The 14,023-nt window shown below is 38.3% G+C and carries 13 protein-coding genes; 10 read left to right on the top strand and 3 right to left on the bottom strand.

Annotation, left to right across the window (positions count from 1 at the left end):
• The first annotated feature begins 12 nt into the window (after positions 1–12).
• The 3 genes from gspG to FTU75_RS10610 all read left to right on the top strand — a co-directional run bounded on the left by gspG (position 13) and on the right by FTU75_RS10610 (position 1,634).
• Positions 13–429 (top strand): type II secretion system major pseudopilin GspG, encoded by a 417-nt coding sequence (gene gspG, locus FTU75_RS10620; RefSeq protein WP_373685861.1) that lies wholly within the window; start codon positions 13–15, stop codon positions 427–429.
• Between the two features lie 283 nt (positions 430–712).
• Positions 713–1,048 (top strand): hypothetical protein, encoded by a 336-nt coding sequence (locus tag FTU75_RS10615; protein WP_078189783.1) that lies wholly within the window; start codon positions 713–715, stop codon positions 1,046–1,048.
• A gap of 247 nt (positions 1,049–1,295) precedes the next feature.
• Complete coding sequence (locus FTU75_RS10610) at positions 1,296–1,634, top strand: tRNA-binding protein (RefSeq protein WP_180115923.1); 339 nt, start codon at positions 1,296–1,298, stop codon at positions 1,632–1,634.
• An 85-nt stretch (positions 1,635–1,719) separates the two neighbouring features.
• On the opposite strand, the gene lnt is transcribed toward FTU75_RS10610, so the two are convergent.
• On the bottom strand, positions 1,720–3,279 hold the full coding sequence (gene lnt / locus FTU75_RS10605; RefSeq protein ID WP_180078073.1) for an apolipoprotein N-acyltransferase: 1,560 nt from the start codon (positions 3,277–3,279) through the stop codon (positions 1,720–1,722).
• On the bottom strand, positions 3,276–4,115 hold the full coding sequence (locus FTU75_RS10600; RefSeq protein ID WP_078189781.1) for an HlyC/CorC family transporter: 840 nt from the start codon (positions 4,113–4,115) through the stop codon (positions 3,276–3,278). The genes lnt and FTU75_RS10600 overlap by 4 nt, the downstream gene beginning before the upstream one ends.
• A 200-nt stretch (positions 4,116–4,315) precedes the next feature.
• On the opposite strand from FTU75_RS10600, the gene tusA reads away from it, so the two are divergent.
• The 5 genes from tusA (at position 4,316) to FTU75_RS18460 (ending at position 10,385) form a co-directional block, all read left to right on the top strand.
• Entirely contained in the window at positions 4,316–4,573 is a 258-nt protein-coding gene (tusA, locus tag FTU75_RS10595) for a sulfurtransferase TusA (RefSeq protein WP_078189780.1), read from the top strand.
• 134 nt (positions 4,574–4,707) lie between these two features.
• The gene (locus tag FTU75_RS10590; RefSeq protein WP_180115922.1) at positions 4,708–7,485 is read left to right on the top strand and encodes a type VI secretion system Vgr family protein; all 2,778 of its coding nucleotides are present in this window, start codon (positions 4,708–4,710) and stop codon (positions 7,483–7,485) included.
• Positions 7,486–8,277, top strand: a complete 792-nt coding sequence (locus FTU75_RS10585; protein WP_067764051.1) for a hypothetical protein — start codon at positions 7,486–7,488, stop codon at positions 8,275–8,277.
• 128 nt (positions 8,278–8,405) lie between these two features.
• Entirely contained in the window at positions 8,406–8,885 is a 480-nt protein-coding gene (locus FTU75_RS10580) for a hypothetical protein (protein ID WP_180034993.1), read from the top strand.
• Positions 8,886–10,010: 1,125 nt separating this feature from the next.
• Positions 10,011–10,385 carry a hypothetical protein gene (locus FTU75_RS18460; RefSeq protein WP_257223763.1) on the top strand — a complete coding sequence of 125 codons (375 nt, stop codon included), beginning with the start codon at positions 10,011–10,013 and terminating at the stop codon, positions 10,383–10,385.
• Positions 10,386–10,462: 77 nt separating this feature from the next.
• On the opposite strand, the gene FTU75_RS10570 is transcribed toward FTU75_RS18460, so the two are convergent.
• Entirely contained in the window at positions 10,463–12,175 is a 1,713-nt protein-coding gene (locus FTU75_RS10570; protein ID WP_078192805.1) for an electron transfer flavoprotein-ubiquinone oxidoreductase, read from the bottom strand.
• A 194-nt stretch (positions 12,176–12,369) separates the two neighbouring features.
• Between FTU75_RS10570 and FTU75_RS10565 the strand changes: the two genes are divergently transcribed.
• Together FTU75_RS10565 and murI are read left to right on the top strand one after the other, a co-directional pair.
• Positions 12,370–12,978: a DUF1285 domain-containing protein gene (locus FTU75_RS10565; RefSeq protein ID WP_180115921.1), complete on the top strand. Its 609-nt coding sequence runs from the start codon at positions 12,370–12,372 to the stop codon at positions 12,976–12,978.
• A gap of 48 nt (positions 12,979–13,026) precedes the next feature.
• Positions 13,027–13,911: a glutamate racemase gene (gene murI, locus FTU75_RS10560; protein ID WP_180024507.1), complete on the top strand. Its 885-nt coding sequence runs from the start codon at positions 13,027–13,029 to the stop codon at positions 13,909–13,911.
• The last annotated feature ends 112 nt before the right edge of the window (positions 13,912–14,023 follow it).

The following is a 14,023-nucleotide window of genomic DNA, read 5'->3' as shown; positions in this document are numbered from 1 at the left end:
AAGACAAAAAATATGAAGCAACAAGGTTTTACTTTAATTGAAGTGATGGTGGTCATTGTCATTTTAGGTGTTTTGGCTGCGCTGATTGTACCGAACGTGATGGGCCGTGGTGAAAAAGCCAAAGTCGATACTACGGCGATTACCTTAAAAACTGTGGCAGGTGCACTAAAGCAATACAAAATTGATAATGGTAAATATCCATCGATGCAAGATGGTGGTTTAAATGCCTTAATCACTAAGCCAGAATCTGCAAAAAATTGGTTACCAGATGGATACTTAAATGGGCAATATCCAAAAGACAGTTGGGATAATGACATTCAATATGTGATTCCAGGTTCTGAAGGCCGTCCTTATGATCTTTATTCATTTGGTGCAGATGGTCAGTCTGGCGGTGAAGACAATGATGCCGATATTTACTATAAACACTAACTGAGAATAATTATAAATTCAGTTTTAATGGAATTAATCACTTCACTTAATAGGATGTTTCAATATTGAGTGAAGTGATAATAAATCTTAATTATAAAATTAATATTAAGTTGTTGAATTTACTTTAAATTATATAATATAAAATATGTGATATTTATAATAAGAATTATTCCCAATTTTATTGATTACAATAATCGTAAAATATGAATAAATATAGGCTTTTCATTTAAATAAAACCGAGCATAATATCTTTTATGGTACTTTTTTAGCCATGGAGGATAGTATGAAAGCATTATTATTAACGGATGAAATTAACCAATTTCATTGGTCTATGCTGAAATCTGTTCTTTTGATTTTAAGTATTCTGCCGATCAGTCAAGGCATTGTGTATTTATGGCAAAGCACTGAGGGCAGTAGCCAAATTATGGTGGGCTTCTTTGCCATGAGCTTAATGAGTTCATTACTAGCTTTAAGTTTTTGGTCTGCATTAAAAGCGACTGTGGCAAATTTAAAACAAGAACATGCATCTGCCATTGAACAAATGGTTGTTCGTCTTTATCGATATATTCCAATGGTGTCTTTAGCTGCCATGCTTTCCTATTTAGTTACTCAGTTATAACCCCAAAATTAAACCTTCAAAACTGGAGCTTGCTCCAGTTTTTTTATGTCCCGTGCAAATGAACAGTTAGCTTACATCAAAGCGTACATCAATATGATGCGCATTCTAAGATTACTTTGCTTTGTCCATTTTGACGCATCGAATGTCTGTTTCACATATGGTCAGCCTGAATGAAATTTTTATAATCTTTAGATATCAGATCTTAGATAGTTAGATGAAGTACAACAAAGAAAAGAAAGAGGGAAAAATGCAACAGATCGATTGGCAAGATTTTGTGAAAGTTGAATTACGTGTGGGGAAAATTGTGCAGGCAGAAGTCTTTGAGCAAGCACGTAAACCCGCGTACATTCTCCATGTGGATTTTGGAGAGAAACTGGGCATTAAAAAGTCCAGTGCACAAATTACACAGCTGTATCAGCCGGAAAATCTATTGGGAAAATTGGTCGTTGCCGTCATGAATTTTCCAAAAAAACAAATTGGTCCGATCCAGTCAGAGTGTTTGGTCACAGGCTTTCATAATGCAGAGGGGCATGTTGCTCTTTGTGTGCCTGATGCAGAGATTCCCCTCGGCACCAAGTTACTTTGAAAAAGTAGGGTGAACTGGCACCCTGAAAGTTTATCAATAAAAAAACCGAGCCAAAGCTCGGTTTTTTTGATCTTTTGTAGCGGAATTAACGGCGTGATTTAAAAGAAATATCAACTTTACGCGGGCGATAAATCCAACCGAGAACCAATAACAAGAATGAGAAAATCAACACAGGCCAATCACTTAAGCGTGTGTAAAGTGTCTCGCCTTGCATGGCAGGTAAATCACCACGAAGTACCGCATCTTTATCCATCGGTGCTTGTTTCACAATGTGACCATTATGATCAATAAAGGCGGTAATGCCGGTATTGGTTGCACGGATAAACCAACGGCCATTTTCTTTGGCACGCATTTGAACCATTTGTAGGTGCTGATGTGGGCTCGCTGTTCCAGTAAACCATGCGTCATTGGAAATGGTCACTAGATAATCACTTTGACTGGCATTACGACGGGTTAAGTTGGGATAAGCCACTTCATAGCAAATCGCCGCACCTAAATCATGACCCTTAACATTCAAAGGCTTTTGGTTGTTTGCACCACGTGAAAAGCCACTCATCGACGGGTCATTTTGTAGGGCAGGCAGTACCCAACTTAACATCCCTGAAAGCGGAATGTATTCACCAAAGGGGACTAGACGTTGCTTCTTGTATAGACCAGAAGATTCATCACCAGTTGCCATGATGGTGTTGTAATACATAGGGTGTTGGTTTTGCTGTGATTCTGCCAAGTCCCAATAGGGAATACCTGTCACCCAAGCCGTACCTGTTTTATTGGCTTGGACTTTCATCGCATCCAAAAACGGCTCAATATCGGTTTGGAACATTGGAATAGAGGATTCTGGCCAAACAATGACATCACGCCCCCATTCGGTCCGACTTAATGACGCATATTTCATTAAGGTTTGAGCTTGGTATTCTGTTAACCATTTTAAATCTTGTGGAATATTGCCTTGAATTAAGGAAACACTCAGCGGTTTTTCATTTTTAGGCTGAACAAATTGCACTTGCCCTGCACCCCATGCACCGAGCAAAACAAGGGCAGAGGGAACAATCCAGAAGATGCGTTTACGCAGGATTTCAACCAATGCACAGGCCAATACAATGACCGCAAAAGATACCCCAAAGATCCCGAATAGTGGCGCATAGCCATCGAGGAATCGTTCAGTAAAGGCATAACCTGCAAACAGCCATGGAAAACCGGTAAAGACCCAAGTTTTACTCCACTCGAAAAATACCCATAGTGGCGCAAAGGTCAGTGGTGTTTCTGGAAAGAAGCGGCGGTAGAGCCAACTCTGAACTGCGGTAAACAGTCCCATCACAATCGCCATAATGGCAATCATCAAAACACTGAGTGCTGAATTGGTATCACCATAGACATGGATCGAGGTATATAGCCAAAAAGCCCCGACAAACCATAAGCCAAAGCCATAAGCTAGACCAATGAAAAACGATTGTTTAGGTGCACGTTGACTTAGGCAGGCATACAACAGGGCTGGAGATAAAATTGCCAACCACCAATAATGATAAGGTGCCAGCGACAAGCTGAAGATGGCACCTGAAAATAATGCAATCAGCAAAGGATAGATGAAAGGTAGCTGTTTTTTTTGTTGTGAATGGTTTAGCAGCTTATCAAAGTAGGTTCTCATTTACGGACAGCTCGGATCAGATGAATAGTACGTGCATCTGCCTCCAAAATGGTAAATTCCCAGTTTTCAAGTTCAATCACTTGACCTTGTAAATCACTGACCAAGCCCATTTCTTGTAGCAGTAAGCCGCCCACAGTTTCTACTTCATCATCTGAAAAATCAGCATCTAAAAGATTGTTAAAGTGTTCAATTGGTGTAAGTGCTTGAACCAACCATGTATTTGCACTTAGTGGGTCTTCATCTGGAATGATAAATTGAGCTTCTTCATCGACTTTGTCATGTTCATCTTCAATTTCACCCACAATTTCTTCAAGAATATCTTCTAAAGTGACTAAACCTGAAGTTGTGCCATATTCATCAATCACTACAGCGATATGGGTTTGGGTATTTTTCAACATCCGTAAAACTTGGTCAGAACGCGCGCTCTCGGGTACAAATAGGGGTTGACGCATTAATGCACGAATATCGACTTTGGTGGTCGGTTCTGTCAAAAATGGCAACAAATCTTTGGCCAACAAAATACCGACAACATTGTCAGGCTGGTCTGAGGAAAAGACAGGGAAACGTGAGTGTGCAGATTCAACAAGTACATGCAAAATATCTAATAGCTCATCATCTTCTTGCAAGCTGATCATTGCAGTACGGGGGGTCATGACCTCGCGGATTTTAGTTGCAGGTAAGTCGAGTACCCCTTCGAGCATGGCAACTGTATCGGGTTCTAAGAAGCGACGTGAATCTTGTACTAACTTCAACAGTTCGTCACGGGTTTCTGGTGCAGTGCCCAGCCATTTACGTAAGCCGCGCATGCCCCACGACGGGCCGGATTCCTCTTGCATGATCTTTCCTAAAGACTCTTAATATCTAATAAATGATGATTTTATCATACCGTAGAAAATACAGTTGTCTATTGTTAATGTTGATCTAGATGATGAGCGATCAAGTCATTTTAAGACGCTATCGTTTGCATTTTTCAAGCTAACATTCGGTCGTCAGGATTATGCTAAAATAGCGTTAGATTTTAATGCTGAGTTTTCTTATGTCTGAGCCTTCTGTGCCCCCATCAATTCAATTAAACACCCGTGGCTTACGTTGCCCTGAGCCTGTGATGATGTTGCATCAAGCCATTCGTAAATCAAAATCGGGCGATATTGTTGAGGTTTTTGCAACAGATAATTCGACATCTTGGGATATTCCGAAATTTTGTATGCATTTAGGGCATGAGCTTTTGCTTCAAGAAGAACGTCTTGATGAAAATGGAAATAAAGAATTCCATTATTTGGTTCAGAAAGGTTAATTTAAGAGATTGTAAAAAAATAATAATTATTAAGATGTTACATTTTTATTAATAAAATAGGCTGGTCAAGTCTGATGGCTAGCCTATATCATTCGCAGCATAATTATACAAAGTTTAAAAAACAGACTTTTAAAATGTTAAATTCGATTGCTCTTATACTTGAAAAATTAGGCTTATCCGCCCAAAAACGTGCCATTCATGTGCAATTTTCCAACCCTGCGTTGAATGACGAGCTTTTTATTCAACGTATTGATGGGGAGCATGTCTTAAACCAAGGCGTGCAAGCGACTTTGATTTGCCTATCTACTAATGCCCTTATTCCATTAAAACAATTTATTGGCGCACAAGTCGCCGTTGATCAAGTGACCGATCAGGGCGAACTCTTCCGTACCACGGGTATTATTACCGAAGCCACCCAAGGGCAGAGTGACGGTTCACTCACGCTGTATAAACTCACTTTAGAAGATGCAACATCGCTGTGGCATAAGCGCCGCAACAGCCGTGTGTTTATGAACAAATCGGTGCGTGATGTCAGTGAGACTCTTTTTAAAGAATGGCAAAGCAAAAGTCCGCTCTTTGCTGCCAGTCTAACGCTAGATCTAAGCGGTTTAAGCCAAAACTATGATGTACGACCTTTCATCATGCAGTCGAATGAAAGCGATTATGACTTTTTAACGCGACTTTGGCGCAGTGAAGGCATTAACTGGCTCATCGATGAAGCACAGTTGAAAGTGCCGCATTCCTCAGCCCAAATTGAAAAACAAAAACTCCGCCTGATTGATGACAATAGCCAATATCAAGCACTCAGCCGTCGTAGTATCCGCTTTCATCGTTCTAGCGCCACTGAAAAACAAGACAGCATCACCAGCTTGATTGGTGAACGTAGCATTCAGCCGACTGCGGTACACGTACAGCGCTGGCAAGCCGATGGACTCAGCCAAGAAGAAGGCGCAGGTTCAGTTCAAAGCAAACATCAGCATAGCCAAAGCCAAGACAATGCCAGTTTAAGTTTGGAACAAGCATGGCATATCAGCCCTGCATGGATGCAAGATTTAAAAGGTGAAGATCAAGCTACGGCTTCATCCAACAGCCAAATTGAAAAACTGAATCAAAACCTAACACGCTACCACGAGCTACAATCGAAAAAATTCAGTGCACAATCGACTGTGCGTGATACCCAAGTGGGTTATTGGTTTGAATTGAATGAACACCCAGAAATCGATCAACACAGTGGTGCAGACAAACAATTTTTAATCACAGAAAAAAAATTCTATAACCAAAATAACTTACCTAAAGACCTCTCTGAACAAGTCAATCAACTGATTGAACAAAGTCAGTGGAACATTAAACCGATCCATGAACAGGCCGAGCGTCAGGCCAATCAGCTCACATTACAACGCCGCAATATTGCGACGGTTCCTGAATATAACCCACTCGAACACCGTCCAAGCACCCATCCGCAACGGGCTAAAGTTGTCGGGCCAAGTGGTGAAGAAATACATGTCGATGAATGGGGGCGTATCAAAGTCCGCTTTTTATTTACCCGTGGAGATGACCACAGCCATGATGGCGGTGCAGGCAGTAATGACAATGATACGGATTCTGCATGGGTAGATGTGCTTACCCCATGGGCCGGTGAAGGCTATGGTGCACGTTTCTTACCACGTATTAATGAAATCGTGGTCATCGATTTCTTTGACGGCAATATCGACCGACCATTTGTGGTGGGGCGCATACATGAAGCACAGCGCAGTCCGACCCAATTTGATAGTAAAGGTAAACTGCCAGACACCAAAAAACTGGCTGGAATAAAAAGTAAGGAAGTCCAAGGTGAAGGCTTTGGACAACTTCGCTTTGATGACACGACTGGACAAATCTCAACACAATTACAAAGTACCCATGGCGCCACTCAGCTCAACCTAGGGAACCTCAGTCATCCCAAAGAAACCGCAGAAAGTGAGGGAAGAGGCGAAGGCTTTGAACTGAGAACCGACCAATGGGGTGCAGTGCGTGCAGGACAGGGGCTACTTGTTAGTACACACCCACAACAACAAGCAGCAGCAATGCACCTCGACGCACAAGCGGCGAAAGAACAAATCGAAGCCAACTTAAACAGCAGTAAAGCCTTAAGTGAAGTGGCGAAAAACCAGCAAACTGACCCGCTTGAAGTCTTAGATAATCTGAAAAACTTCCTTGGCCAAATCGAAAAAGGCAGTAAAGAAAAAGCTGATGCCTTTAAACAAGCCTTAATGATTTTATCTGCACCAAACTCCATTGCTGTGAGTAGTCAGGAAGATATTCATCTTTCAGCAGATAGACAGATCAGCCAAAGTGCGGGCGATAGCATCAATATCAGCAGTCAAAAATCTTTAATTGCCCATGCACAAAGCAAGATCAGTCTATTTGCAGCACAAGAAGGTTTACGCGCGTATGCAGGCAAAGGCAAAGTTGAAATCCAAGCGCAAGGTGATGGGGCAGATCTGATTGCCCGAAAAGGTATTCAAATTATTTCCACGGAAGAAAAAGTTGAAATCAAAGCGAGCAAAAAAATCGTGCTAACTGCTGGTGGTAGCCAGATTGAAATTAGTAGTGCGGGTGTATTACCGACAACTAGCGGTAAGTTTGAAGTGAAGGCAGGGCAGCATAAGTTTGTGGGGCCTCAACAAGTAAATGTTCCAATCACAACCTTGCCAAATGAACTGAAAAGCTTCAGTCAACAAATTAAGGTCATAGATCATACTCAAAAAATAATGCCAAATGAAAAATATGTGATTGTAAAACCAAATGGAGAATACTTGGCTGGAATAAGTGACATTAACGCAATGACTAAACGTATTTTTACTCAGCAGAAGGAAAAATTAAGAATTTTGGTTGGTCAAGATGCTGAAGATTTTTTAAAGGATAATAATTAAATGAGTCAAATGGTTGATACACAAGAAGGAAAGCCTGAAACTGAAATTAAAATTGATAATTATTCTTTGTTGGTTGGATTTGAAGCAAATTTAGCAGAAACAGCTTTTGTTGAACGCAAAGTAGGTATTTTAAAAAATAAAGTTGAAAAAGTTCAAATTTTGCAAGGGGAGGGTAGTGATTATGGCCATGCTTTCTTTTACATAACCAAAAATAATGTTGTGGAGGCCTTTTTTAGTTTTGGCCCAACAGAAGAGTTGGGAGATATAGAATATAAAAAAGGTGAAGAAGAGATAGACGGAAATGAAAAAATTTATGCAAATGGATACGTAAATAAAAGGCCAAGTACAACTTCTTATTTAATTTATGAAGTTGTTCAAATATTTAAAATAAATATCACGGAAAAAAAATTTCATAAAATTAAACAAAAAGTAGCAAAAGTTGAAGCGGCAGTGCTTAAAGGAAAACCTTATAATGTAATTTTGAATGATACCTGTGCTGAAGAAGCAGAAGATATTTTAGATGATGTCATTGATGACTTGCCAAATGGAAAAGGATACATTGAAATTGATGGAAAAATTCCCCCTTTTAGGGTGGTAAATCCATATATGTGGTGTAGTCAATTTTATAAAAAATATGGAGATAATGCTTACATTTATCCTGAATATCCCGAGGATGGTAAAGGTGTCGATTTATTTGATGCTGATGGTGAGCATGATTTCAGTGTATCATCGTGGAAGTTGGAAAATGGTCAACTTGATCCTTTGTTTGAGAATGGCTATTACGAAAATTAATTTCAAATCATACTTGTAAGGGATATGGAATGCGTATTTTTTTACTAGTAATCGTATGGGTAAGTACTAGTTTTTTCGGCTGTTATGCAAATAATAGTGTTAATGATAAGTCGATAAATGGATTGAATATGAATAATGAATTTATTTCAAAAAATAATATTAATTACCAATTATTAATTGAAAGAATTATTTTTTGTGTAAAAAATGGAGATTTTAATAAATCAGATTTAATGCTTGGTAAGTTAGAAATTTTAGCCCACAAAAATAATAACTTTAAGAAGGAGCAAGGAGTATATTTTAATATCCCGAACTTTCCAGACTTGCAAGTTAATTTAATTAAAAGTGTTGGTGATTCTGAATGGAGTGTTGTTAAATTACATAGTAAAAATGTATTCTATACTAAATTTATCCCAAATTTTAATGACACTTTTTTTGAAAATAATAGTTCTTTAAAGTTTAAGAAAATTGATTTTGACTCAAGATTAAGTAATTATAGGTATATATATTCTTATGATGGATTGTTTGATGTTATATTTATTGTAAAATCTGAACAATATAGAAAACAGAAGCATCCTAATAACTTTCAAGCGTTTGAAATACGAAGGTAGTTGATTTTTTTATAATAATTTAAAATTAACCCGCCTAAGCGGGTTTGTTGTCTCAAGTAAACTCAATATTTTATAGACTTATAAGTTTATTAAATAAAGATATTGGGGTTTAAAGCTATAATTTTAAATTTTTGGTGAAATTAAATTACTTGTTTTAAAAAAATAATACTTAAATATAGGGGTAATATTTGATTGAACTGCAATATTTTAGGTCAGTATAAATTATACAGTGATTGCTAAAACTTGATGGTCTCATAATCTCCATTGATCCTGATAATGCATATTTTCAATGTTTCAGTATGATCAATATGGAGTTACTAAAATTAGAGAAAGCAGGCTTTTAAGATGAAAAAGAATATACTGGTTTTTATGATGCTTATTAGCTCGCCTGTATATGCTGAAGAAGAAAAAATAGCATATTTATACGAGAAAAATAAACAAGCGCTTTTTTTAGGGGGTGTAATAGGGGAGTTTTTCCATTTAATAGTACTGATTTTTCTAACATAAAAGATCTAACCTTAAAATATAAGTTGGAAAAAATTCATCGAAATTATGAAGAGCCTACATCGTTTAATTTTCTGATCGAAAATAAGGAAATTACAATGTACGGTGGAGGAGATGAAGTTGTAAGTAAGCTTTGTAATATGGAAAGTTTTAGAGAAATTAAAATTAATTATTATAAAATAGAAGGGTCTAAAAAAGTATATTACTATATAGATGGGGTTTAAAATTTAATCGCATATTTTTGAAATATTGGTTTTTTATTATACTAAATATTGGGTAAATTTAATATTTATAAAATGATTGTGATTTTACTTTACCTAATGAAGAATCTGGGTTGATAACTAATTTTTATACAAAAATATAATCAGTTTTGTTTATGTTTTTGGGTGGTTGGTATTATGAATACAGATATAAGTGTTTAACGAATTTTTTTAAAATATTTATTTTGTTGTTTTTTTTATTAATTTTTTCAAAAGCTAAAGATGTTGATAATATGGACTATATTAAGCGTGTGTTATTAGATAATTATATAGGTTCTGAAGAGTTGTAGGATATTTTTTTGATTTATGAAAGAGATCTAACGTTTTTATGGGCTGTTTATATTTATAGAGGGGATTTATAGTGAAGCTTTATTCAATCTTTTTTTTATTTTTAGGGTTCTTAAATATTGTTGGATGTGTTTCAAAGATTGATATAAGTCCTGATTATTTAAAACCGGCTTTTTTAAATAAATACTATGAACAGGTTATTGAAATTGAAAAAATAAATTTGGTTGGTGAGGTGGTGGTTGTTACTGATTTAAAAGATGACTCTGGAATTAAGGTTGCAAAGATTGGTGAAGATGAATATTTTTATGAGAATACAATAAAAATTTATGGGATACCAAAAAATGCAGGTAAATATCATGTTGAATTGAGAGGGTATTATAGAGGTGGTGTTGGTGGGTCTTCTGTAAAATTTAATAAAAAGTATGATTTAGTGATTAATGATAAATAGATTTCATACTACATAAATAAACCCGCTCTAAGCGGGTTTATTTTTATCTCACAAGAGATTACATGTTCGGGTACTAATTACATGTTAGGGTAATTAGGACCACCACCACCTTCAGGTGTTACCCAAGTAATGTTTTGTGATGGATCTTTAATATCACACGTCTTACAGTGTACGCAGTTTGCTGCGTTAATTTGGAAACGTTTAGAACCGTCATTCTCTTCCATAATTTCATAAACACCAGCAGGGCAATAGCGCTGAGCAGGCTCATCCCATTTTGGTAAGTTCACATTTACAGGTATAGAAGCATCTGTCAGTTTCAAGTGAGCAGGCTGGTTTTCTTCATGAACGGTATTCGATACGAATACTGAAGACAAACGGTCAAATGTAATTTTACCATCTGGTTTTGGATAATTCGGTTTGAAGTTCGCAGCATCGACAGTTTTTAAAGCGCTGAAGTCTGGCTGTAAGTCATGTAGTGTAAATGGCACTTTAAAGATGTTTTGATCAACAAAGTTGAACGCACCACCCATCCATTGACCAAACTTATGCATAGCAGGGCCGAAGTTACGAGAGTTATATAACTCTTCTTTCAACCAGCTGTTGTTGAATTTGTCTGTGTACGCAGTTAACTCTTTAGCGAAGAAGTCTTCACCTTCAGTCACACGTGCAATGGCAAGGTCACCGCCTTTTTCTACACCGGCAGCAATCGCTTCAAACACTGCTTCACCACACAGCATGCCTGATTTCATTGCTGTATGAGAGCCTTTGATTTTCGCAAAGTTTAGGAAGCCTGCATCATCACCAATTAAGCTACCACCTGGGAAAGTGAATTTAGGTAAAGAGTTGAAGCCACCTTTTACAACCGCACGTGCGCCATAAGAAATACGCTTACCACCCTCAAGATATTGCTTGATCAGTGGATGTGTTTTCCAACGCTGCATTTCCATAAATGGATACATGTGTGGATTGGTATATGATAAGTCAACGATCATGCCCAAAGTCACTTGGTTGTTCTCAGCGTGGTATAACCACCAACCGCCTGAAGAACCTGTTTCACTTAAAGGCCAACCTGCACCGTGCATCACCAAACCTGGTTTATGTTTAGCAGGATCTATTTCCCATAATTCTTTAATACCAATACCGTAATGTTGTGGATCGGCATCTTTATCCAAGTTGAATTTTTGGATTAAACGTTTACCTAAATGACCACGACAGCCTTCAGCAAATAATGTGTATTTCGCATGAAGTTCATAGCCAGGGGTAAAGTTGTGCGTTGGTTCGCCATCTTTACCAATACCCATGTCGCCAGTCTGAATACCTTTCACAGTCCCGTCTTCATGGTAAAGAATTTCAGATGCTGCAAAGCCTGGGAAAATAGACACTTCTAATTCTTCAGCTTTAGCACCTAACCAGCGAACCACGTTACCTAACGAAATAACATAGTTGCCATCGTTATGCATGGTTTTTGGCACCATCCAATGCGGTGCTTCTTGTGATTTTTCATCAGACAATAAGAAGAAGGTTTTATCTTCAGTCACAGGCACATTTAACGGTGCGCCTTGTTCTTTCCAATCTGGGAACAATTCATTCATCGCGCGGGGTTCAAGCACAGCACCCGATAGAATATGCGCACCTACTTCGGAGCCCTTTTCCACGACACAAACGGACAGATCGTTTAGGTTATTTTCAATTGCAAGTTGACGAATTTTAATCGCAGCAGATAGGCCGGCAGGACCTGCACCGACGATAACTACGTCAAACTCCATCGATTCACGTTCGATGTGTTCCATGTAGGACTCCTCATATTTCGGAAGGTGGCATCCATTCAATTCATTTAAATGGTGCTGCCATGAGTGTTCTTAATGCCCAGACACAATTTTTCTATCGTGTCTTTGATATTGTGGGCTAGTATAGTTTTAAACCGAGTTCTAGCCAATTGGCTGAATCATATTATTTTTCCGTCACTAAGGTATTTATTAGGCGGATGAAGCAGCAATTGAACGAAAACCCGACGAAAAAATTCATTAATAGGGATGATAGAAATTTAATGAACATTGCACAATACTTAAAAGATGGACAGTCCGGTCACAAAAGGTCAATCCCTCCATTAGATCAATGGCATCCAAAGCATTGTGGTGCAATGGATTTGAAGGTTTTAGCCAATGGAGAATGGTGGCACGATGGTCAATTGATCAAGCGGCAAGCACTCATTGATCTGTTCTCAACCGTGCTTTGGAAAGAAGATGGGAAATTCTATTTAAAAACCCCTGTGGAACAAATTGAAATACAGGTAGAAGATGAGCCTTTATTTGTTAATCAAGTCGATATGCTTGAGCTAGAAAACAAGCGCTATATCCAGTTTACGACCACAACACAAGACGTGATTGTTGTGGATGATGAACATCCTATTTTTATGCGTGAATATCAAGGTGAATTGCGCCCTTATGTACATGTACGTTTTGGAATTAATGCACTGATCCAGCGTGCCGCATTCTTTCATTTGGTTGAGATGGGTGAACTGCTTGAAAATGAAAAAGGTGAATCCATTTTAGTGTTACAAAGTGGTGATTTGCGCTTGCAATTAGGCACCTGAGGTTTAAGCTTTCCACCTTGTCATTCTGAACAATATATAAGTGACCCTATGACCGCCATTCACCCCATTTACCCACTGGATGTACCCATGCCGAAAGCTGGCGCAGATGCACCGATCGGTTTATTTGATTCGGGGATTGGTGGCTTATCTGTGGCTTTAGAAATTGCGCGTTACTTGCCGAATGAACGCATTGTGTATTATGCCGATACTGCACATGTACCCTATGGGCCACGTGATGATCAAAATATACGTGAATTGACTGCACATGCCATAGAGTGGTTATACCGCCAAGGCTGTAAAGTCGCTGTCGTGGCATGTAACACGGCATCTGCTTTTAGTTTGGATTATTTGCGTGAACATTATGGGGAGAACTTCCCCATTATTGGTTTAGTTCCTGCGTTAAAGCCTGCCGTTCTGCAAACAAAAAGTAAAACAGTGGCTGTTCTTGCAACACCTGCGACATTTCGTGGAAAGTTGATTAAAGATGTGATGCATCGTTTTGCTGAGCCGGCAGGGGTCAATGTTCTGACTGTTACCAGTTTGGAATTAGTACCCTTTGTAGAAGCAGGTGCGCAGATGAGTGAGGCTTGTCTTAACACATTAACTGATGTTTTACAGCCAGTTGTAAATCAAGGTGCAGATTTTTTAGTGCTTGGATGTACACATTACCCCTTCCTAAAATCGGCAATTCAGTATATTTTTGGTCAGAAGCTGACATTAATTGACTCAGGTTTTGCAGTTGCACGACAAACAGCCCGAATTCTGATTAAAAATGAGTTATTATTTGATCAGAAAAGAGAAAATTGTTTGCGTATAGAGTGCTATGTCAGTGGCAATAATGCGGAAAATTTAAAACCGGTTGTGGCGCGCCTGATTCAAGATGATATTTCTTGGAACATTGCCAACATCGGACTTATAAGTTCAGAAGACTAAATCAGTCATTTTGGACAACGTTAAATGAAAAAATTAGTTTTTTATTGGGGTAGTCATGTCGCATTTTCCAGCTAAGATCAATTCGATGCTGAGTGCGTTATGCAGCGGGAGA

It is taken from the genome of Acinetobacter sp. YH12140 (assembly GCF_013418475.1).
GTDB lineage: Bacteria > Pseudomonadota > Gammaproteobacteria > Pseudomonadales > Moraxellaceae > Acinetobacter > Acinetobacter amyesii.
The sequence above is the reverse complement of the archived record's forward strand: the minus strand, read 5'-3'. Positions and strand labels throughout refer to the sequence as shown.